Source organism: Nocardia sp. NPDC047038, assembly GCF_040644075.1.
GTDB lineage: Bacteria > Actinomycetota > Actinomycetes > Mycobacteriales > Mycobacteriaceae > Nocardia > Nocardia sichangensis.
The window spans coordinates 75613-95988 of record NZ_JBEYVQ010000018.1 but is presented as its reverse complement, the minus strand read 5'-3'; the positions used below and the strand labels follow the sequence as shown (position 1 = coordinate 95988).

Genomic DNA, 20376 nt, shown 5'->3' with positions numbered 1-20376 from the left:
GAGACAGCTGGCTGCCTGTGCGCTGGCGGGCTGCGCTTACTTCTCATTTGCCGCATCCTTACCGACCCATACCCCAGCCCTGCCGATTCATTCGCTCGAAGTAGGCATCGTCTGCGGCCTGGATCTCTTCCTCTGTCAGCACTCTCCGATCGTCCGGCTTGGGGTCGACCTGTTCGAACGTTTCGCGGATCGCTGTGATCCCCGCCGTGACGTGTTCATCTCGGGTAAGTGGACGCATCGCCTTCTCCACTTTCGCGGCAGCATCCTGCTCGGCGGCTGCGGTGGCTTCCAGAATCATCCGCGCGAGTCTGTCTCCCCAGCGGTGCACGTCTCGGGTGAGTCGCCTACCACCCAAGGCGTCATCGACAGCGGCGTGCGCGAACTCGCCCACCCTCTCTGCGACGGATGCGCGCGGAGTGCTGATCGACCAAGCGATTGATGCAGAGGTCCTCCACACAACTGGCATCTGTACCGGTCGAGCGGCTCGATATTCAACTTTGTCTACCCGGTCCGTCCCCACCTGATTGTGGGATCCGCGGCAGCCGTGGCGGCGTCGTGTGCTCGGAGAGTTGCCGCGTCGCTGAGTATTCGGCTGATGGTGGAGCGGCTTTTGTTCAGTTCGGTTGCGATGCGGGTGGTATTCCAGCCGTCGAGGTGATGGTGAGCCAGCGCTTTGGCGACGAGTTCGGGGTCGCGACGCCGAGCTGGATCCCGTGCGCACAGTCGCAGTGCGAGCTGAGAAAACCTGTGGTCCGCGGATCGCAGCGTGAGCGGAAGGGTTTGCCCAGACTCGGTGACCGCAGGCGGTGTCTGCGTGTTCGCCAGACCGTCGGCCAACGGCTCAGCGATCGGCTGCGCTGGATCGGTGGCGTGTGCACGCTGTTCCCCATGAACGGAGTGTGCGAGTGCGAGGAGCGCGACGGTGGATTGGGCCATGGATCCTTCGATGATCAGCGGCCACAACCACGCTTCGCTCTGGGGTACTCCAGCGGTGATCGCCAGGGACCGGAGCGCGGTGAATGACAGCCAGAACGCGCCGGTGGCGATGAGGACGGTCATCGCGGTCGCGACCCACCTGGTGGCGCGGGTCGCGGTGTGCGCACGCGCGAGGACCGTTACCCCGTGGACTGCGGCCAGCAGCGCCAAGGGCGGGATCACCGCGACCGCGGCGGCCACGACCGGCAGGGCCGTGTCGTGCAGCAGGGCTTGGGTGGCGTTGCCGGTGATGCTGACGGTGGCTGCGGCGGCGAGCACGGTCCAGAAGAAGCCGTGCGCACGGGATTTCGGTGTGACCGCCTCGGGATCCGACGTCCGCGCGGTGTCCGTGGACGAGGTGAGAGCGAGGTCGGTCATGAGCGGGTTCCTCCGGTGGCGGGCTGGGCGGCGTGCGGACGGTCCGTCCGGTCGTGGCGGTAGGCGGGGGCGAGTGGATGGGATTCGCCGGTGAGTACAGCGAGTGCTGCGGCGATCTCGTGCAGGTGGGCTTTGACGTAGGTGGCGGTGACTCCGGCGTTCTTGCCGCGGTGTCCGGCGTATGCGCGGGCGACGGCGTAGCTGAAGGTGCGTTCCACCCAGGTGAGGGTGGTGTGGCGCAGCCAGTGCATGCTGACGCCCTGGGCGGCGACCCACGGCAGTTCCTCCCCGACGCGAGCCCAGATGTGGTCGTAGCGGCGGGAAGTGATGGGTTTGCCGTTGCGGTAGCGCAGCAACTGTTCCGAGCGTGGGCTCCCGCGCTCGGCCGCGTGTTCCAGTAAGCCGAGCATCAGGGTCGGTGACACCGGTTGCCACCGGTCGCTGCCGTCCTTCTCCCGTAGGAAGATCAGGCACTGGTCGGGGTCGAGATCGTGCGGACGCAGGGCGAGGGAACCGCTACGGCGGCAGGCGGTTTCGATGTGCAGGCGCAGGACCAGCGCGTCGAGGTCGGGGTCGTCGCCGGTGGTCGCGGCGGCGGTCCAGATCTCGGCCAGCTGATCCGACCCGATCGCGTAGCGGTGTGACGGGCGGCGTGTCGGGCGCGCGATCCGGCGGGCGGGGTTGTCGACGGGCCGGATCCAGCCTGAGTCCTCGGCGAAGCGGTAGACACACCGCAGGGCGCTGACGAAGTTCTCGGCGGCGCCGGTGCCGCCGCGCGAGGCCCGGTTGGTGCGGGCCTCGGCCTGGAGGCGGCGGGCCATGTCCTCGAACTCGGCCTTTTCCGGTTCGTCCAGACGCCGCTCGGCCCAGTGGGTGAGCAGATGGGTGAAATGAGTGTCGTAGGTGCGCAGCGTGCCCGGCGACAGCCGTGCCCGCACCTTCGGAATGACCTCGGCGAAGGTCGGCACCGTGGCGCCGGGGTGGACGAGATCGGCGGGAGAGATCCCCATCTGGGTCAGCAGCAACCGTGCTGCGGCGAGGGTGTCGGCCGTTACCGGCGAGTGGCTGGAGGTCGTCATCAGTGGGCCTCGCTCACCAACGCGAGACTCGGCGAGCACAGTTCGTCGAGCACGGCCGGTGGGTGGATCAGCAGCTGATGGTTGGTGTGGTGCGCGATCAACAGGGCGCGGTCACCGATGTCGAGCCCGATCCGACGGCGCAGCCTGTAGGGGATGCGAAAGTAGCCGCCCTCGGCGAACACGACGTTTGCGTCGGGTGCGGGGCAGGCCAGCAAAGCACCGGCATCGAGACAGGTCAACTCGAGTCGGATCCCGGGCTGCCAGTCGAGGGCGGTGAAGACGGTGCGGTCGACGATTCGTCCTCCGGAGCCGACGGTGCACAGCCCGTACTGGATGTGCCCGTTTCGGGGACGGACCGAGTGGTTCGTGACCTGTGGTCCTGAAACGAGCTCCTGCAACCGCGACTGCGGCGGGATGACCGGCGCGATCACCGCGGATCGCTTCCGTCAGCAAACATCCGGGAGACGGCACAAGTGACGGAAAATGGCAGACGCGCCACCAATCGGCGCAGGTCAGAAGGTGAAATCACAGCTCAGGCTCCTGTAATAAAGGGCCCTCGCGCACACTGCACGAATATCTGTCATGAATGACGGAGATCTGTGCGCGAGAGGGGACTTGAACCCCTACGTCCGTGGACACCAGAACCTAAATCTGGCGCGTCTGCCAATTTCGCCACTCGCGCTTGATGGTACGACCGTCCAAACTCTACCGGGCCAATCGGTCATCGCGAAGCATTGGGTTGGCGTGGCGTACTCGTCAGTAACCTCACCTGGGATTATAACGATTTGGCAAACCTCAATGTGAGGGGCACTCATGTTTCGTACGTGTTGGTAACCCGATGGACCAGCGTGTTCAAACATGAGGCGGAGTCATGTTTACGACTATTCTGGTACGTACGTACTCAAATACTCTCTAGTAGTGGGCGCGCCCAGGGGCAAACGTGAGGATTTCCTCATGATTCTGTGTCATCCTCGCCCGTATCAGGCCGATCAACCGCGATCACTCGTGAACCGGTAGGGACCGGCGTGTCGCCGAGGCATGTCGCATGGAGAAGGAAGTCGAAGCGTCTTGACGATCAACGAGAGCACCAAGACCGAAGCCGGACAGAGCGCGAAGGTGGCTGCCGCCGCCGGGAAGGCCGCGTCGGGCGGGGCGCGGTCGCCGCTGTTGGATCGTCTGCTCGGCGGCGTGTCGTACGCGCTCGCCTTCGGTGGGCAGGGTGCGCAGTGGCTGAGCGAGCTGGAGGAGATCGCGCGCGACAGTGCGCTGGAGCCGGAGCTGACCGCGCTGGTCAACGAGGCGGCGGCGCTGTTGGAGCCGGTCGCGGCGCAGTTGCTGGTGGTTCGTCCGGTCGGCTTCGACCCGATCGGCTGGATGCTGGAGAACGAACTCGCCGACGGTGACGAGGGCGAGATCTCCGCGGCCCCGTCCGACGCCGTACTGCGCTCGGCGGCGGTATCCATGCCAGGTGTGCTGCTGACCCAGGTGGCGGCCGTGCGGGCGCTGCGGCTGCAAGGCTTGGATCCGGCCGAGCACGCGCCGGTCGCGATCGTCGGGCATTCGCAGGGTCTGCTCGCCGCCGCCGCAGTCGAAGCCGGTGGCGCCCGCGACGCGGAGCTGCTCGCGGTAGCCCAGATGATCGGCGCCGCAGCGGGTTTGGTCGCGCGGCGGCGCGGGCTGATGCCGGTGGGCGAGCGCTCGCCGATGGTCGCGGTGTCCAATGTCGATCCCGAGCAGCTCGGCGCCGTGGTGGCCGAGGTGTGTAACGGATCCGATCCCGCCGCGGCCGTGGTGGTCTCGATTCGCAACGGACGTCGGCGCGCGGTGCTGTCCGGGCCGCCCGCGCAGCTGGAGCGGGTGCGGCAGCGGTGCGCGCAGATCCACGACGAGCAGGCGCGCGAGCGCGACACGAAGGTGCGCGGCGGCTCGGTGTTCGCTCCGGTCTTCGAGGACGTGGCCGTCGACGTGGCGTTCCACCACCCGGCGCTGGCCGACACCGTCGACCTGGTGAGCAGCTGGGCCGACCAGTGCGGCCTGGACAAGGAGCTGGCGGGCGAGCTGGCGCGGCAGATCCTGGTCGATCCGATCGACTGGGTGGCCGTCGTCGAGGGCGTGATCTCCGCGGGCGCGGAGTGGATCCTTGACCTGGGCCCGGGCGACCTGCTCTCCCGCGTCACGGGGGGCACGCTGAAGGGCACCGGCCTCGGCATCATCGCGGCCGCTACCCGCGCCGGACAGCGCAGCCTGCTCACCCCCGGTGCCGCGCCGGAGCCCGCGGCCCCGTGGTCGGCGTTCGCGCCGCGGCCGGTGCGGCTGCCCAACGGGCGCATCGTGGTCGAGACGGCCTTCACCAAGCTGACCGGGCGCTCGCCGATCCTGCTCGCGGGCATGACTCCGACCACGGTCGACGCGAAGATCGTCGCGGCCGCGGCGAACGCGGGCCACTGGGCGGAGCTGGCCGGCGGCGGGCAGGTGACCGAGCAGATCTTCGCCGACCGGGTGGCCGAGCTGCGGACGCTGCTGCACCCGGGGCGCTCGGTGCAGTTCAACTCCTTGTTCCTCGACCCCTACCTGTGGAAGCTGCAGCTGGGCGGAAAGCGACTGGTGCAGCGGGCCCGCACGGCAGGCGCCCCGTTCGACGGCGTCATCGTGACGGCGGGCATTCCCGAGCTGGAGGAAGCTGTCGCGCTGATCCAGGAACTCACCGAGGTCGGGATCAGCCACGTCGCGTTCAAGCCGGGCACGGTCGCCCAGATCCGGGCCGTGCTGCGCATCGCCGACGAGGTCCCGGACTACCCGGTGATCATGCACATCGAGGGCGGCAAGGCCGGTGGTCACCACTCCTGGGAGGACCTGGACGACCTGCTGCTGGACACCTACTCCGAGCTGCGCAACCGCGCCAACGTGGTGGTGTGCGTCGGCGGTGGCATCGGAACCCCCGAGCGCGCGACGGAGTACCTCACCGGCCAGTGGGCGGTCCGGCACGGCTACCCGGTGATGCCGCTGGACGGCGTGCTGGTCGGCACGGCGGCCATGGCCACGCTGGAGGCCACCACCGCGCCGGAGGTCAAGCAACTGCTCGTGGACACTCCCGGCACGCCCGACTGGGTCGGTGCGGGCACCGCGTCCGGCGGCATGGCCTCGGGCCGCAGCCAGCTGGGCGCCGACATCCACGAGATCGACAACGCCGCGTCGCGCACCGGCCGACTGCTGGACGAGGTCGCGGGCGACGCGGAGGCGGTCGCGGCGCGTCGCGACGAGATCATCGCGGCGCTGAACGCCACCGCCAAGCCGTACTTCGGCGACCTGGCCACCATGACCTACCAGGACTGGCTGGAGCGCTACGTCGAGCTCGCGGTCGGGCTGGACCGGCGCAAGGACTTCGACTGCGGCAGCGACCTGGGCGACGCGATCGCCGAGGCGACGCGTTCGGTGTGGTTGGACATCACCTGGCGGGACCGGTTCGCGGAGATGGTGCGCCGCACCGAATCCCGGCTGCACCCGGCCGACCGCGGCGAGATCCCCACGCTGTTCGCGAGTGACGACGACTTCGAGAACCCGGTCGCGGCGCTGTGCGCCTTGAAGGACGCCTACCCCGCCACGGCGCAGACGCTGCTGCACCCGGCCGACGTCCCGTTCTTCATCGCGTTGTGCAAGACCCCGGGCAAGCCGGTGAACTTCGTGCCCGTCGTGGACGGCGACGTGCGTCGCTGGTGGCGCTCGGATTCACTGTGGCAGGCGCACGATCCGCGCTACTCGGCCGATCAGGTGTGCGTCATCCCCGGCACGGTCGCGGTCGCGGGCATCACCCGGGTCGACGAGCCGGTCGGCGAACTGCTCGACCGCTTCGAACAGGACACGGCGTACTCCCTGGTGCGCGCGGGCGTGGCGCCAACCCCGGTGGACGCGCGTCGCACGGCGGGCGTCACGAGCGGCCCGATCGACGCCGTGCTGGCCGCCCCGGACGTGCAGTGGGCCGGACGCACCGCGATCAGCCCGGTGCACCGGCTCGGTGACCTGTCCGAGTGGGTCGTCGACGGCAAGGGTGCGGTGCATCCGCCCACCGGCGCGACGCTGGTCGAGACCGCAGGCGCCGAGCCGGAGAACGCCTACGTGGAGCTGACCGTCCCGCTGCTGGCGGGCAACGCGGTGCGCATCCGGATCACCGTGCCGACCTCGGTCTACAACGGTGGCGCCCCGGTCGTCACCGAGGCCGACGCCGACGAGGCCATGGCCGCGCTGCTCGCGGTCGCCGCGGGCCAGGATCTGCCCGAGGTCAAGGGCAAGGTCGCCCACGTGAATCTGGCCTGGACGCCGGATCTGATCGCCGATCACGCCGGGGTCACCGGCTCCGGCCTGCCCGCCACGCTGAGCACGCTCGGCCGCACCGTGCCGGACGTGCTGGTCGGCGCGTGCTGGCCCGCCGTGTTCGCGGTGCTCGGCGCGACCCGCACCGCGAAGGGCGAGAGCGTCATCGAGGGCATGCTCGACCTGGTGCACCTGGACCACCAAGTGCACCTCGCCGGTGCGCTGCCCGCCGAGACCAGTGTGCTGGCGGTGCGCGCGGAGGCCGGTGAGACCGTCGACACCGACCTGGGCCGGGTCGTCGAGGTGCACGTGCGGATCACCGCCATGCTGGACAAGCCCGAGACCGGGATGTCGATGCCGGTGCTGGCCACCCTCACCGAGCGGTTCGCGATCCGCGGGCGCAACGGCGCGGGCGAACTGGCCGATCCGCCGCGCGCGGCTGGCACGGTGTCCGACGCGGCCACCGACACCCCGCGCAGGCGTCGCCGCGACGTCACGATCGTGGCTCCGCGCACCATGCACGCCTTCGCCGCCGTCTCCGGCGACCACAACCCGATCCACACCAGCGATGCCGCGGCGAAGCTCGCCGGGCTCGGCAGCCCGATCGTGCACGGCATGTGGCTGTCGGCGGCCGCGCAGCACGTCGTGTCGGCGGTCGATCCCACGAGTTCGGTACCCGCGCGGACGGTGACCGCGTGGACCACCCGGTTCCTCGGCATGGTCCGTCCCGGGGCGCAGATCGATGTGCGCGTCGAGCGGGTAGCGCTCGACGCGGGCAGCGAGGTCGTCGAGGTCTCCTGCCGCACCGAAGGCGAGCTGGTGATGACCGCGACCGGTCGTACCGTGGCGCCGAAGACCGTCTACGCCTTCCCCGGACAGGGCATCCAGCGCAAGGGGATGGGGCTGGACGCCCGCGCCCGGTCGAAGGCGGCCAAGGAGATCTGGGACCGCGCGGACAAGCACACCCGTGCGGCGCTCGGCTTCTCGATTCTCGCCGTGGTGCGCGACAACCCGACCTACCTGAAGGCGCGCGGCGTCGAACACCGCCACCCGGACGGCGTGCTGCACCTGACCCAGTTCACCCAGGTCGCCATGGCGACCCTCGGCGTCGCCCAGGTGGCGGAACTGCGCGAGTCCGGTGCGTTCGTCGAGGGCGCGCTGCTCGCGGGCCACTCGGTGGGCGAGTACAACGCGCTCGCCGCCGTCGCCGGAGTGCTGCCGCTGGAGGCGGTGCTCGAGGTCGTGTTCCAGCGCGGTTCCGCGATGCACGAGCTGGTGCCGCGGGATGCGCAGGGACGCAGCGACTACCGGATGGCTGCGATCCGGCCCTCACAGATCGGATTGCCCGACGCGGAGGTCGTCGGCTTCGTCAAGGAAGTCGGCGATCGGGTCGGGGAGTTCCTCGAGGTGGTCAACCTGAACCTGCGCGGTTCGCAGTACGCGATCGCGGGCACGGTGGCCGGGCTGGACGCGCTGGAGCAGGAGATCGACCGTCGTCGCGCCGAATTCGGCGGCAAGCGGGCGTTCATCCTGGTCCCCGGCATCGACGTGCCGTTCCACTCGACGGTGCTGCGCAAGGGCGTTCCGGAGTTCCGGCAGAAGCTCGAGCAGCTGCTGCCGGTGGATCTGCGCCCGGAGACCTTGATCGGCCGCTACATCCCGAACCTGGTGCCGAGGCTGTTCACACTCGAGCGGGCGTTCGTGCAGGAGATCGCGGACCTGGTGCCGTCCGAACCGCTCGCGGAGGTGCTGGCCGACTTCGACAGCTGGGCCGCCCGGCCCACCGAGTTGTGCCGCGTGGTGCTGATCGAGTTGCTCGCGTGGCAGTTCGCCAGCCCGGTGCGCTGGATCGAGACCCAGGACCTGCTGTTCACCGACCCCGCACAGGGCGGCCTCGGTATCGAGCGGTTCATCGAGATCGGTCTCGGCGCGACGCCGACGGTGGCCAACCTGGCCAGCCAGACGTTGAAGCTCCCCGCTTTCGGCGGAGCCAAGGTGGAAGTGCTCAACATCGAGCGCGAGGCGGCGATCGTCTACGCGACCGACACCGATCCCGCCCCGGTCGACGAGCCGGTGGAGGAGCCTGCCGCCGCAGCGGCTCCGGCAGCGGCCGTCGCCGCCGCACCCGTGGCCGCGCCCGCCCCGAGTTCGGGCGGCCCGCGTCCGGACGACATCGCGTTCACCGCCGCCGACGCCACGCGCGTGCTGATCGCGCTGTGGACCAAGTTGCGGCTGGACCAGATCGGCCCGGTGGACACCATCGAGGGCCTGTGCGACGGCGTGTCCTCCCGGCGTAACCAGCTGCTGGTCGACCTCGGCTCCGAGCTCTCGCTCGGCGCGATCGACGGCGCGGCCGACGCCGACATGGGTGCGCTGTCCGCGACGGTGGAGCGGCTCGCCCGTACCTACCGTCCGTTCGGCACGGTGCTCACCGACGCCATCGGCGACCATCTGCGCAAGGTGTTCGGGCCGTCCGGCAAGCGTCCGGCCGCCATCGCGGACCGGGTCAAGAAGGTCTGGGAACTCGGTGACGGGTGGGCCAGCCACGTGACCGCCGAGGTGTCGCTGGGCACCAGGGAAGGCACCAGCGTGCGTGGTGGCGACCTGGGCGGCCTGGTCTCCGGCGCGCTGGGCGACGCCGCATCGGTCGACGCGGCCATCGATGCCGCCGTGCAGGCCGTCGCGGCCCGTCGCGGTGTCGCGGTGTCGCTGCCCTCGGCGGGCGGCGGTGGCGGTGCGACCGTCGACGCCGCCGCGCTGGGCGAGTTCACCGAGCAGATCACCGGACGCGACGGCGTGCTCGCCACGGCAGCGCGCGTCGTACTGGAACAGCTCGGACTGTCCGAGCGCGTCTCCGCGCCGGAAGCGACCGACAACTCCCTGGTCGATCTGGTGTCGGCCGAACTCGGTTCGGACTGGCCGCGTCTGGTGGCGCCCGCGTTCGACGCCCGCAAGGCGGTGCTGCTGGACGACCGGTGGGCCACGGCGCGCGAGGACTTGGCCCGGCTGTGGCTCGCCGACGACGCAGGCAGCGCGAACGGACCGGTCACCGGGTTCATCGGTGCGGGAGAAGCCGTTGCGGCGCAGGCGAACTGGTGGCGGCAGCGGGCGATGCACGAAGCGCGCTCGGTGCTGGCCGGCCTGTACGAGCGCATCGCCGAGGCGGCGCTGAGCACGGAGGAGCCCGGGCTGTGGTCCTCCGACATCGCGGTGATCACCGGCGCCAGCAAGGGATCCATCGCGGCGGCGACGACCGGCAGGCTGCTCAGCGGTGGCGCCACGGTCGTGGTCACCACCTCGTCGCTGAACGACGAACGCCTCGCCTTCTACCGGAAGCTCTACCGCGACAACGCCCGGCACGGCGCGGCTCTGTGGGTGGTGCCCGCCAACATGGCGTCCTACCAGGACGTCGACGCCCTGATCGACTGGATCGGCACCGAGCAGGTCGACAGCGCGGGCGGCGCGAAGATCAAGGTCAAGGACGCGATGACGCCCACGCTGCTGCTGCCGTTCGCGGCGCCGCGGGTGGCCGGTGACCTCGCGGACGCGGGCGCGCGCGCCGAAATGGAGATGCGCGTGCTGCTCTGGTCGGTCGAACGGCTGATCGGCGGGCTGTCCAAGCTGGGCGCCGATCACGACGTGGACGCGAAACTGCACGTGGTGCTGCCGGGTTCGCCCAACCGCGGCATGTTCGGCGGTGACGGCGCCTACGGCGAGTCGAAGGCGGCGCTGGACGCGGTGGTCGCCAAGTGGCGTGCCGAGAAGTCGTGGTCGACCCGGGTCACCCTGGTGCACGCGCTGATCGGCTGGGTGCGCGGCACCGGCCTGATGGGCCACAACGACCCGATGGTCGAGGCGGTCGAGAAGGCGGGTGTGCAGACCTGGTCCACCGCGGAGATGGCCGACGAGTTGCTCAAGTGGTGCACCTCGCGGGCCCGCCAGGTGACCGCGACCGGCCCGCAGCAGATCGACCTGACCGGTGGGTTGGCCAGGGCCAAGCTGGACCTGCCCGCGCTGGCCAAGCAGGCCGCGGAGCAGGCAGAGCCGGAGACCGACGCGGACGCGGGTCGCACGATCGCCGCGCTGCCGGCGCCGCCGACCGTGACCTCCGCGCTGCCGGTGCCCGAGTGGGGCGAGGTGACGGTGGATCCGGCCGACATGGTGGTCATCGTCGGCGCGGGCGAGCTGGGCCCGTACGGCTCGGCGCGCACCCGCTTCGAGATGGAGGTCTCCGACGAACTGTCGGCGGCGGGCGTGCTGGAACTGGCTTGGACCACCGGCATGGTCACCTGGGAGAACGACCCGAAGCCGGGCTGGTACGACGCCGCGTCCGGTGACTACGTCCCCGAGCACGAGCTGGCCGAGCGTTACCACGACGCCGTGGTCGCCCGTTGCGGTGTGCGCCGCTACGAGGACGACGGCGCCATGACCGACAATTCGGCCCCACTGATGACCTCGGTCTTCCTCGACCAGGACCTGTCGTTCACGGTGGGCGGCGAGGCCGAGGCGCGTGCCTTCCACGCCGCCGATCCGGAGCACACGGTGATCACACCGGTCGCGGACTCCGGCGACTGGACGGTGACGCGCCGAGCGGGCACGGAGATCCGCGTGCCGCGCCGGGCCAAGCTCTCGCGCACCGTCGGCGGCCAGATCCCGACCGGCTGGGACCCGACCATCTGGGGCATCTCGCCCGATATGGCCGCTTCGGTGGACCGGGTCGCGCTGTGGAACATCGTCTGCACGGTCGACGCGTTCATCGGCTCCGGGTTCAGCCCCGCTGAACTCATGAGCTGGGTGCACCCCTCGCTGGTCGCCAACACGCAGGGCACCGGCATGGGCGGCATGTCCTCGATGCGCTCGCTGTACATCGACAACCTGCTCGGTGAGTCGCGGCCGAACGACATCCTGCAGGAGGCGCTGCCGAACGTGGCGCTGGCGCACGTGGTGCAGTCCTACGTCGGCAGCTACGGCGCGATGGTGCACCCGGTGGCGGCCTGCGCGACCGCCGCGGTGTCGGTCGAGGAGGGCGTCGACAAGATCCGGCTGGGCAAGGCCGATCTGGTCGTGGCAGGCGGCTACGACGATCTCGGCATCGAAGGCATCGTCGGCTTCGGTGACATGTCGGCCACCGCGGATTCCGCGGCCATGAGCGCCAAGGGCATCAGCGACCGGTACTTCTCCCGCGCCAACGATCGCCGCCGCGGCGGGTTCATCGAATCGCAGGGCGGCGGCACGGTCCTGCTGGCGCGCGGCAGCGTCGCGCTGGAGATGGGCCTGCCGGTGCTGGGCGTGGTGGCCTACGCGCAGTCCTTCGCCGACGGCGTGCACACGTCCATCCCGGCTCCGGGGCTGGGCGCGCTGGGCGCCGGTCGTGGCGGGACGGAATCCCGGCTGGCGACCGAACTGCGCAAGCTCGGCGTCACCCCGGACGAGATCGCGGTGGTGTCCAAGCACGACACCTCGACGGCCGCCAACGACCCGAACGAGTCGGAACTGCACGAGCGGCTCGCGACGGCCATCGGGCGCTCGGACGGCGCTCCGCTGTTCGTCGTCTCGCAGAAGACCCTCACCGGGCACGCGAAGGGCGGGGCGGCCGCATTCCAGCTCATCGGCCTGTGCCAGGTGCTGGAGCAGGGCGTCATCCCGCCGAACCGCAGCCTCGACTGCGTCGACGAGAAGATGCTGGCCTTCCCGCACCTGGTGTGGCTGCGCGAACCGCTGCGGCTGGGCGGGCGCCTTCCGCTGAAGGCGGGTCTGGTCACCTCGCTCGGCTTCGGCCACGTGAACGGTCTGCTGGCGATCGTGCACCCGGAGGCGTTCATCCAGGCCATCGAGCCGGGACGGCGCGAGGAGTACCAGCGCACGGCGCAGGAGCGTCAGCTGACCGGCCGCCAGCGGTTCGTGGAGGCGATGTGCGGTGGTGCGCCGCTGTACGAACGTCCCGCGGATCGCAGGCTCGGCGGGGAGGGCACCCCGTCCCAGCGGGCGCGTCAGCTGGAGGCCGACGTGCTGCTCTCGCCGGAGGCGCGCCTGGATCAGGACGGCGCCTACCGCGCGAAGGGCATCGGATGCGCGTAACCGGAAGCGCGGCGGGGCAACTCGCCGCGCCGGGTCCGTGCGCGGGCTCGCCGAGGACGTCGTAGGCTGGCCGCCTATGACGATCCTCGGTATCGGCTTGGACTTGGTGACCATCTCCGAGTTCGCCGAACAGCTCGAACGCGCCGGAACGACGATGCTCCGGGAAAGCTTCACCGCGGGTGAGCGGCGCTACTGCCAGAGCAAAGGGACCGACCCGGCGCGCAGCTACGCGGCGCGGTGGGCGGCGAAAGAGGCGGTGCTCAAAGCATGGGCGTCGTCGCGGTTCGCCCGCCGCCCGCAGATCGGGGACAACCCCTATCCGCTGATCGAGGTGGTCAACGACGCGTGGGGCAGGCCGAGCATCAAGCTGCACGGCCTGGCCGCCGAATTCCTGCCCCGGGTAAGGGTTCACCTGTCGCTGACCCACGACGGCGACACCGCCGCCGCGATGGTGGTGCTGGAGGATCCGGGCGAGCTGGCCGACCTCATCGAAGGCCGCGACAGCGCCGGTTGAGTCGCGCGGTTGGTCCCGGTTCCGGCCGGGACCGCCGCTTATTTTTGGCCGCCGGTCCGCGATTCCTTCTCCGCGACCAGCAGGTAGGCGACCATCAGCCGCTTGAGTTCGGCGACCGCTTCGGCGCTGCTCTGCTCGTCCTGCACGGAGAAGTTGAGCATCGAATAGACCACGTGCACCAGCACTTCGGCCATCATGGTGCGCCGTGCCCGCGGGGTGCGCGGCGTGAGCGGCCGCAGCATCTGCGACACGACCTCGGCGAACTGCTTCTCGTGGATCGCCCCGGTGGCCCGGGTGGACGGCGTGGACTGCATGGCCAGCCACACCTCCCGCCGGGACGGGTCGGTCATCCAGAGGTTGGCCAGGTGGTCGACGAACTGGTTCATGTGCCGCAACCAGTCCAGCGAGGGAATCTCGCCGTGGAAGTCGGCCAGCTCCTGGGAAACGGCAACCAGATCTTGGCGATTCAGCTCACAGACGATGACGTACTTGTTGGCGAAGAACTGGTACAGCGTGCCGATCGGCACCTCCGCCCTGGCCGCCACCTCCTCGCAGGTGAACGACTCGAACCCGACCTCGACGAGCAGCTCCCTGGACGCCTGGAGTAAGGCGTCGAACTTTCGTTTGCTGCGTTCCTGCGTCGGCCGGCGTCGCGGCATGAGCTCCTGTGGGTCGTCCTGCAGCTCCAACGCAGGGTCCAGACGGTGCTTCACCCTGGCCTCCGCGCGTACTTCCACGCATCCAGGCTAACGGTAGGGACAAGCGTGCGATACGCGCATCCGCCGTTCGCGTCCAGCTGACTTGATTTCCGCTACCCATCCGTAACCGATGCGGCATCGAACATATACCGAGCGCGCGTGCATCGCGACGTGTGTTCCGAGCAGGGGAATCCATGGGGCTCATGGCTTTCGGCAAGCCCGTGAGCTCGGTCAATGCACAGAGGGGAAGGCGTGATCAGTGGTAGCTGAATCTGTGGTGACTCTCGGCGTTTCGACCGAACGCGGTGCCGTGCACGCGGTAGCGCTCGCCGACGGCAGGAAGCTGGCCGATCGGGTGCTGCTGCGCCGGATCGAGCGAACGGACGGCGACAGCAAGGCGGACGTGGCCGAGGCGGTCGAGACCGCGCTGGACGCGCTGGCCGCCGGGCTGGGCTCGGAGCGGGAAGTCGGTGGCGTGGCCGTCGCCTATCGGGACGCCGCGGAGCGGCGCGCCATCGTGACCCGGCTGGCGGCAGGCCCGTGGCACAGCGCCTCGATGGTCTCGGTGAAATCGGCCCACCTGAGCGTGGCGAGCATGATGACGTGGCTCGACGCCTACGACAACCTGCTGGTGTGCGAGGTGGTGCCCGGGTACCACGCGTTCACCCTGGTCGACCGGGGCCGCCGCCGGGTGCTCGCCGCCGTGGGGCAGGCGGGCCGGGCGACGCCCCGGTCGCTGGGCATCGGCGTCACGGCGGCGTGGGATCAGCTGGACGCGGCCGGCGCGCGGCCGGACGCGGTGGCGCTGATCGGCTCGGCGGGCGCGGGCTCCGCGGTGCTGAGGGCGGTCGAGAAATTCGGGGCTCCGGTGATCCCCTGCACCGTAGGCGCTTTCGCGTCCGCCGCGGGCGCGGCGTTGAGCGCCCGGCTGGAGCGGGACAGCTACGTCGGGCCGGTGAGCGAGTCGAGCCGGGCGCGCGGCGGGGTCGCGGTGTTCGCCGCGGCCGGTGTGCTGGCCAGCGGAATGGTCGTCGGCGGGAGCTATCTGCTGAACGATTCCGCGCAGCCGACGCCGACCGTCGTGGCGGACGCCCGGATCGAGGGCGCAGGCGCGACGCATCCGGTAGAGCCGGTCCGTCCCGCGGACACCGAGGCGGACGAGTCGTTCGACGGGCCGCGGGGCGGCGACGCCACCACGACCGGAGTGTGGCTTCCGGACCAGCGCGGGGGGCTCGCCCCGCGGCATCGTCCGTTGCCGTTGGTCGCCGCGGACGCGACAACCGGGCCGGAGACGGAAACCCCGGAGCCGCTCCTGCCGGGGACCGGGGTCCCGACCGATCGCAAGGTGGGCGCACCCGACGCCGCGTTGCTGTTCCCCGGTGAGGCCCCACCACCCGCCGTGTTCACCCCGGAAGCCGCGGACTGGTGGGACGAGCACCTTCGCCTGATGGCGCAGTGGGCAGCCCAGCAGGTGTGGCAGGTCTGATCCGATCCACCCGACTTCGGCCCGGCGCCCCTGCGGCGCCGGGCTTTTCGCTGCCCGCGCTACACCGACAGATCGCGGCGCAACTTGGCGACGTGGCCGGTGGCGCGGACGTTGTACTGCGCGACGGCGATCTTGCCCGCTTCGTCCACCAGGAAGGTCGAGCGGATTACGCCGACAACCGTCTTGCCGTACATGGTCTTCTCTCCGTACGCGCCCCACGCGGTGAGCACGGCGCGATCGGGATCCGACAGCAGCGGGAAGGTCAGCCGTTCCGCGTCGCGGAACTTGGCCAGCTTGGCGGGCTTGTCCGGTGAGATGCCGACGACGTCGATGCCCGCGCCGTCCAGGTCGGCCAGGTTGTCGCGGAAGTCGCAGGCTTGCTTGGTGCAGCCGGGCGTGCTCGCGGCGGGGTAGAAGTACACGATCACCTTGCGACCGCGGTAGTCCGACAGCGAGACGTCCTTGCCGTCGGCGTCGGGAAGCGTGAAGTCGGGGGCGGTGTCGCCCGGGGAGAGTCGTTGGTTGGTGGTCACCTTCTGCACGGTATCCGAAGGTCCCGACCGGAGATCCTCGCGCGGCCGGATAGCGGCGCGTGGCGGCGGATAGACTCGTCCGCGAGCCCCGGGTGCTCCGCGAACGGCCGAGCGTGCGGCCCGATTCGTGCACCGGGTGCGGCAATCGACAACAGGAGGGTGGAACGTGGCAAGGGATACCGAGCGGATCGAGCAGGAGATCGAGGCCGCCCGCACTCGGCTGGCGAGCACGCTCGACGAACTCGCGGTACGCGCGGACCCGCATCGGATCGCGGACGACACCAAGCAGATCGTGGTCTCGAAGCTGAACGAGCCGAAGGTGAAATACAGCCTGATCGGCGCCGCCGCGGTCGTCGTCGGGCTGGTGCTGCTCAAGATCTTCCGCTGAGCTGGAAAAACGACGACACCCGGTGTGGCGATGCCCACCGGGTGTCGTCGTTTCGCGGTCGGTTCAGACCGTCGGGCAGGCGAAGCCGTCGCCGTCGGGATCCAGGTGCGGGCCGTAGCCCGGTTCGCCGCGGAACAGCGGCGCGTGTCCCGCGGCGCGGGCGTCGTCGCAGTTGGCGTAGGCGCCACCGGCCGAACCGGTCTGCGACAGACCGGCCGAGCCGGTCGCGGCGGAGCCGGTGTCGACGGCCGAGGAGCCGGTTCCGGCGGATCCGGACGGAGGGGCGGCTAGGGCGGCAGGAGCCGCGAGAAAGGTCAATCCCGCGATGGCCGCGCTGACGGAGAGCCGGCGAACGTTCATGTATTCCTCTATGTATGTGGTTGCTGCGGTGGATGGGCGTCCGACCGGACGCCGCATCCACTGTTGTGACGGGCCGCTCTCTTGTCAACCTCGCGGGGACGGAACTAGGGGATTAGGGGATCGCACCCAGTGCCGTGGCTCAGGAGGCCGTCCCGGTGCCGCGGATGTGTTCCGCTGGGATGTTTCCCATGCGTCCGGCCTGGTAGTCCTCCATCGCTTCGATGATCTCCGCGCGAGTGTTCATCACGAACGGCCCGTACTGCACCACCGGTTCGCGGATCGGCTGTCCGCCGAGCAGCAGGACTTCGAGCGCTCCGGTCCGATTGTCTTGGCGCGCATCGGCTGTCACGCTGATCGCGTCTCCGCGGCCGAAGACCGCGAGCTGCCCCTCGTTCAGCGGCCTGCGCTCCGCGCCCACCGTGCCGCTGCCGGATAGCACGTACGCCATCGCCGTGAACTCTTGCGGCCAAGGTGTTTCGAGGATCCCGCCGGGCGTGATCGACGCGTGGGCGTAGGCGATCGGGGTGTATGTCGAACCGGGGCCGGTGAATCCGCCGACCTCTCCGGCGATGAGCCGCACCAGCGCGCCGCCGTCGTGCGAACTCACCAGCGTCAGTTCGCGAGCGCGCAGGTCCTGGTAGCGCGGCGTGGCGAACTTGAGCGCGCGCGGCAGGTTCACCCACAGCTGGATGCCATGGAACCAGCCGCCGGAGGCGACCATCTCCTCCGGCGGGACCTCGTCGTGCAGGATGCCGGAGCCCGCGGTCATCCACTGGGTGTCGCCTTCGCCGATGACGCCGCCGCCGCCCTGCGAGTCGTGGTGCACCATGGTGCCGTCGAGCATGTAGGTGACCGTCTCGAAGCCGCGGTGCGGATGCCACGGTGCACCCTTCGCCTCGTGCGGTTCGTAGGCGACCGGACCCATCTGGTCGAGCAGGATGAAGGGATCGGCCGTGCGCAGATCCATGCTGGGGAACGGCCTGCGCACCTCGAATCCCGCGCCTTCGCGCTGTTTGTGCGCGGTGACCACGCTCCGGACCGGCCGTTGGCGCAGGGTCGCGTCCGGGCGGGGGAGGCGTGGCAGGACCATGATGTCGGGAACAGTGACGGCGGGCATGGGGACCTCCTCGGGAGTTGGTGTCCATGTCAACCAACGGTGACTACACTTCATTCCCATGGTCCGGTGGTTGAGTGACGACGAGCAGGCGACGTGGCAGGCCTACGTGCGGCTGCGCCAGCGTTTGGACGGGGCGATTTCCGCCGGGCTGGCCGAGGACGGCCTGTCCCTGGCGGACTACGAGCTGATGGTGGCGTTGTCGGCAGCCGCCAACGGGTGTCTGCGCGCCAAAGAGCTGGCCACCGAGGTGTGCTGGGAGAAGAGCCGGCTGTCCAAGCATCTGGCCAGGATGGACGCGCGCGGACTGGTCGAGCGGCGCCCCGCGGAGGAGGATGCCCGCGGCATCATCGTGCAGCTCACGCCGCAAGGGCGGGTGGCGCTGGAGCGGGCCGCGCCCAACCACGTCGATCTGGTCCGTCGCGTCTTCGTCGAGCTGATGACGCCGGGTGAGGCGCGTGCGCTGCGCGCGCTGGCGGACAAGGTGGTCACCGAGGTCGAGCAGGTGACCGAACTCGGCGCCTGATCGCCGTTCGTTCCCGCCGCTATCCGGCTTCGGTGTCGTGCCGCCGCCATCGCCGCCACCACTGGCGGCGTGGACGGGGCGCGATGCGGCCGGACTGCGCTCGGGCGGGGCCGGTGGCTTCGAGGCTGGGTTGCGCGCGTTTCGGCCTTGCGACCTCGCGTGCGCGCCTCCATTGCTCGACGATCTCGTCCGCGTTCACCGGAGCGATCGGCACGAACGGTCCTTGCGGCATCCGCAGCCACTCCACGATGCGTTTGTTGAGTTCGTTCACGGCGGCTCGCACCTCCCGCTCGCCGGTCGCATCACGCACGGTCTCGGGCAAGTGCTCGATATCGCGTCGCAGCAACAGCGACGGGGGCAGCAGCGCGTCACCGCTGACTCCTTCGCGACGCAGATATGCGCGCAGCCACCAGTCCTCGTCGGGAGCCGTGCCCACTCCGGGAATCGGTTTGCCGGTACCGGGCAGATTGTCGAATTCGCCGCGCTCGGCCGCCTCGCGGATCTGCTTGTCGATCCACGATTCGAAGGTTTGCTTCGGCGGCTTGCGCTCGGTCATCGTGACGGCTGAGTCGGCGGGTGCATGACGCTAGTCTACGAAAGTCTGTAGTAGACGCGGAAAACGTTGAATCGCAAAGACTTTCGCGGAAACTCAGGACCACGGCGTGATCGGCGGCTTCACCCAGAGCAGTTTCTCGTCGGTGTGCTCGCGCCGGGCAGCGGGATGCCGCGGATGTCGGGCGGCCCAGTCGTCCTTCTCCGTCAGCAGCCGTGCCACCGCGGTCCAGGTCTCGTCGGTGCTCGGCGGATTCGTTCCGGCGGCCCTGGCCAGTTTGCGCCGTACCGGCGCGGGCATCGCGAGCACCTCGGAGCCGGTGATGCCACGGGGCCAGAGGTAACTCGCCAGCCGGCGTGCTTTCTCGGCGCGGCTCTTGGCCGCCGCGTCGTTGTGTGCGTAGTCGGTCACGGCAAGGTCCAGGGGGTCGCGGGTATGTGGACCATTATTGCCGGAGCCGCAGACACGCCTGGCCGACCGCGCGGACACGGCCGGAAAGCGCCGCAGCCTCCCCATCCGATGGATGGGGAGGCTGCGTGACGGTGTGGATCAGTACGCGCTGTTGACGTTGTCCATCGAGCCGTAGCGGTGCGCCGCGTAGTTGCAGGCGGCGGCGATGTTGGCGACCGGGTCCCAGATGTCGAAGGGCGTGCCGGCGACGTGGTAGGCGGCGAAGGTGGGGTCGATCACCTGGAGCAGGCCCTTGGACGGGATGCCCATGGCGGCGTTGGAGTCCCACAGGTTGATGGCCTGGGGGTTGCCCGTCGACTCGCGCATGATGTTGCGGTAGATGCCGTTGTAGGTGCCGGGGATGCCGTTCGCCGACATGATGTCGAGCGCCTGGCGGATCCAGCCGTCCAGGTTGTCCGCGTAGACCGGCGGGGCCGGGGCGGGCATCGGGGCCGGGACCGGGGCCGCCTCCGGAGCGGGCGCGGGGGCGGGGGCGGGCGCGGGTGCGGGCATCGGCGCGGGGATCGCCTCGGCCGCCGGTGCGGCGACCGGAGCGGCGGCGGCCTCGGGCTGCTGCTCGGCCACCATGGCGATGCGAGACGGGACGCTGTTGTCGGCAACGGACGCAGCGGAGCAGGCGGCCACGGCGACGACACCCGCGGCGGCGAAGGCGACGGTGACGGTTTCGCGGAGCGAGGGGCGGCGAAGGGTGGAAAGGCGTCTGTCAGGCATTGCGAATCGGTTCCTTGATCGGGGACTTACTCGATCCGGCCGCAGTTGGGCAGCACGGATCCTGCGGCGTACGCTCGTGTGCGTTCGCCGAAACGGCCATGTGCTTTTGTGTGGTTTTGTTGTGGGGGACGCTGATGTCCCCGGAACGCGACGCTTCTGCGTGCGGCACCGGATCGCCCTCGGTGGGCTCGGCCGCTTGTCGCG

General features: G+C 70.0%; 16 protein-coding genes and 1 tRNA gene. 5 read left to right on the top strand and 12 right to left on the bottom strand.

The features are described 5' to 3' along the window. Positions 1 to 58: 58 nt before the first annotated feature. The 5 genes from ABZ824_RS34180 to ABZ824_RS34160 all read right to left on the bottom strand — a co-directional run bounded on the left by ABZ824_RS34180 (position 59) and on the right by ABZ824_RS34160 (position 3114). A complete protein-coding gene (locus ABZ824_RS34180) occupies positions 59 to 298 on the bottom strand; it encodes a hypothetical protein (RefSeq protein WP_356968329.1) in 240 nt (79 codons plus the stop codon). 203 nt (positions 299 to 501) lie between these two features. Continuing rightward, positions 502 to 1353, bottom strand: coding sequence for a DUF2637 domain-containing protein (locus ABZ824_RS34175; RefSeq protein WP_356968327.1), 852 nt, complete (start codon positions 1351 to 1353; stop codon positions 502 to 504). Further along, the gene (locus ABZ824_RS34170) at positions 1350 to 2432 is read right to left on the bottom strand and encodes a site-specific integrase (RefSeq protein WP_356968325.1); all 1083 of its coding nucleotides are present in this window, start codon (positions 2430 to 2432) and stop codon (positions 1350 to 1352) included. The genes ABZ824_RS34175 and ABZ824_RS34170 overlap by 4 nt, the downstream gene beginning before the upstream one ends. Continuing rightward, positions 2432 to 2863, bottom strand: coding sequence for a hypothetical protein (locus tag ABZ824_RS34165; RefSeq protein ID WP_356968323.1), 432 nt, complete (start codon positions 2861 to 2863; stop codon positions 2432 to 2434). The genes ABZ824_RS34170 and ABZ824_RS34165 overlap by 1 nt, the downstream gene beginning before the upstream one ends. Before the next feature lie 169 nt (positions 2864 to 3032). Continuing rightward, positions 3033 to 3114 (bottom strand) — tRNA-Leu (locus tag ABZ824_RS34160). A gap of 386 nt (positions 3115 to 3500) precedes the next feature. Here ABZ824_RS34160 and ABZ824_RS34155 point away from each other — a divergent pair. Both ABZ824_RS34155 and ABZ824_RS34150 read left to right on the top strand, forming a co-directional pair. Further along, entirely contained in the window at positions 3501 to 12818 is a 9318-nt protein-coding gene (locus tag ABZ824_RS34155) for a fatty acid synthase subunit beta domain-containing protein (RefSeq protein WP_356968321.1), read from the top strand. A gap of 76 nt (positions 12819 to 12894) precedes the next feature. Further along, a complete protein-coding gene (locus ABZ824_RS34150; protein ID WP_043721202.1) occupies positions 12895 to 13332 on the top strand; it encodes a holo-ACP synthase in 438 nt (145 codons plus the stop codon). A 38-nt stretch (positions 13333 to 13370) separates the two neighbouring features. Here ABZ824_RS34150 and ABZ824_RS34145 read toward each other — a convergent pair whose 3' ends face one another. Further along, on the bottom strand, positions 13371 to 13991 hold the full coding sequence (locus ABZ824_RS34145) for a TetR/AcrR family transcriptional regulator (protein WP_355075985.1): 621 nt from the start codon (positions 13989 to 13991) through the stop codon (positions 13371 to 13373). A 298-nt stretch (positions 13992 to 14289) separates the two neighbouring features. Between ABZ824_RS34145 and ABZ824_RS34140 the strand changes: the two genes are divergently transcribed. Continuing rightward, a complete protein-coding gene (locus ABZ824_RS34140; protein WP_356968319.1) occupies positions 14290 to 15516 on the top strand; it encodes a hypothetical protein in 1227 nt (408 codons plus the stop codon). A gap of 59 nt (positions 15517 to 15575) precedes the next feature. On the opposite strand, the gene bcp is transcribed toward ABZ824_RS34140, so the two are convergent. After that, entirely contained in the window at positions 15576 to 16049 is a 474-nt protein-coding gene (gene bcp / locus ABZ824_RS34135; protein ID WP_355075844.1) for a thioredoxin-dependent thiol peroxidase, read from the bottom strand. Between the two features lie 166 nt (positions 16050 to 16215). On the opposite strand from bcp, the gene ABZ824_RS34130 reads away from it, so the two are divergent. Continuing rightward, complete coding sequence (locus tag ABZ824_RS34130; protein WP_067802691.1) at positions 16216 to 16437, top strand: DUF3618 domain-containing protein; 222 nt, start codon at positions 16216 to 16218, stop codon at positions 16435 to 16437. Positions 16438 to 16500: 63 nt separating this feature from the next. Here ABZ824_RS34130 and ABZ824_RS34125 read toward each other — a convergent pair whose 3' ends face one another. Together ABZ824_RS34125 and ABZ824_RS34120 are read right to left on the bottom strand one after the other, a co-directional pair. Continuing rightward, on the bottom strand, positions 16501 to 16797 hold the full coding sequence (locus ABZ824_RS34125; protein WP_355075846.1) for an excalibur calcium-binding domain-containing protein: 297 nt from the start codon (positions 16795 to 16797) through the stop codon (positions 16501 to 16503). A 139-nt stretch (positions 16798 to 16936) separates the two neighbouring features. After that, entirely contained in the window at positions 16937 to 17914 is a 978-nt protein-coding gene (locus ABZ824_RS34120; protein ID WP_356968316.1) for a pirin family protein, read from the bottom strand. A 70-nt stretch (positions 17915 to 17984) separates the two neighbouring features. Here ABZ824_RS34120 and ABZ824_RS34115 point away from each other — a divergent pair, with 70 nt between their 5' ends. Then, a complete protein-coding gene (locus tag ABZ824_RS34115; protein ID WP_355075850.1) occupies positions 17985 to 18437 on the top strand; it encodes a MarR family winged helix-turn-helix transcriptional regulator in 453 nt (150 codons plus the stop codon). 19 nt (positions 18438 to 18456) lie between these two features. Here ABZ824_RS34115 and ABZ824_RS34110 read toward each other — a convergent pair whose 3' ends face one another. The 3 genes from ABZ824_RS34110 to ABZ824_RS34100 form a co-directional block, all read right to left on the bottom strand. Then, a complete protein-coding gene (locus tag ABZ824_RS34110; protein WP_356968315.1) occupies positions 18457 to 18993 on the bottom strand; it encodes a DUF1992 domain-containing protein in 537 nt (178 codons plus the stop codon). Positions 18994 to 19086: 93 nt separating this feature from the next. After that, on the bottom strand, positions 19087 to 19401 hold the full coding sequence (locus tag ABZ824_RS34105; RefSeq protein ID WP_356968314.1) for a hypothetical protein: 315 nt from the start codon (positions 19399 to 19401) through the stop codon (positions 19087 to 19089). A gap of 138 nt (positions 19402 to 19539) precedes the next feature. Beyond that, on the bottom strand, positions 19540 to 20172 hold the full coding sequence (locus ABZ824_RS34100; protein ID WP_356968312.1) for a transglycosylase SLT domain-containing protein: 633 nt from the start codon (positions 20170 to 20172) through the stop codon (positions 19540 to 19542). Positions 20173 to 20376: the final 204 nt, after the last annotated feature.

Bases quoted from the DNA above. Each gene is read 5' to 3' on its own strand.
- ABZ824_RS34180 (WP_356968329.1), bottom strand. From the start codon at position 298: ATGATTCTGGAAGCCACCGCAGCCGCCGAGCAGGATGCTGCCGCGAAA.
- ABZ824_RS34175 (WP_356968327.1), bottom strand. From the start codon at position 1,353: ATGACCGACCTCGCTCTCACCTCGTCCACGGACACCGCGCGGACGTCG.
- ABZ824_RS34170 (WP_356968325.1), bottom strand. From the start codon at position 2,432: ATGACGACCTCCAGCCACTCGCCGGTAACGGCCGACACCCTCGCCGCA.
- ABZ824_RS34150 (WP_043721202.1), top strand. From the start codon at position 12,895: ATGACGATCCTCGGTATCGGCTTGGACTTGGTGACCATCTCCGAGTTC.
- ABZ824_RS34145 (WP_355075985.1), bottom strand. From the start codon at position 13,991: ATGCCGCGACGCCGGCCGACGCAGGAACGCAGCAAACGAAAGTTCGAC.
- ABZ824_RS34125 (WP_355075846.1), bottom strand. From the start codon at position 16,797: ATGAACGTTCGCCGGCTCTCCGTCAGCGCGGCCATCGCGGGATTGACC.
- ABZ824_RS34120 (WP_356968316.1), bottom strand. From the start codon at position 17,914: ATGCCCGCCGTCACTGTTCCCGACATCATGGTCCTGCCACGCCTCCCC.
- ABZ824_RS34110 (WP_356968315.1), bottom strand. From the start codon at position 18,993: ATGACCGAGCGCAAGCCGCCGAAGCAAACCTTCGAATCGTGGATCGAC.
- ABZ824_RS34100 (WP_356968312.1), bottom strand. From the start codon at position 20,172: ATGCCTGACAGACGCCTTTCCACCCTTCGCCGCCCCTCGCTCCGCGAA.